Consider the following 503-nt stretch of genomic DNA (forward strand, 5'->3'; position numbering starts at 1 on the left):
CTCGGGGGCGACGATCTTGCCGGTCTGGCCCACCTGCATGTCGTTGGGCACGAAGCCGGCGTCCACCGCGGCTCTTGAGGCGCCGATGGCCGCACCCAGCTTGTCGGCGATGCCGTCGAGCAGCTTGAAGTTCTCGCCACTGCCCATGCCGCGACCACCGGAGATGACCACCTTGGCACCGGCCAGCTCGGGCCGGTCGCTCTCGGCCAGTTCCTGCTTGATAAAGGTCGACTGGCTATTCTCGGCGACGAAATCCACCGCTTCGATGGCGGCACTACCACTCTCTCCTACCGCGTCGAAGCCGGTGCTGCGCACGGTGATCACCTTGAGGGCATCGGCGCTCTGCACCGTGGCGATGGCGTTGCCGGCGTAGATCGGCCGTTTGAAGGTGTCGGCCGAGTCCACCGCGACGATCTCGGAGATCTGCGAGACATCCTTGAGCGCGGCGAGGCGCGGCATGACGTTCTTGCCGGTGGTCGAGGCGGCCGCCAGCACGTGGCCGT

The 503-nt window shown here is 66.8% G+C and carries 1 protein-coding gene; it reads right to left on the minus strand.

What is annotated here, in order from left to right; genetic code table 11:
• The coding region (locus DU505_RS17350; RefSeq protein ID WP_245948027.1) for an electron transfer flavoprotein subunit alpha/FixB family protein at positions 1-503 on the minus strand (503 nt) is incomplete at both ends.

The sequence above is a fragment of the Billgrantia montanilacus genome (genome assembly GCF_003336675.1).
In the GTDB taxonomy this organism is placed as follows: domain Bacteria; phylum Pseudomonadota; class Gammaproteobacteria; order Pseudomonadales; family Halomonadaceae; genus Halomonas; species Halomonas montanilacus.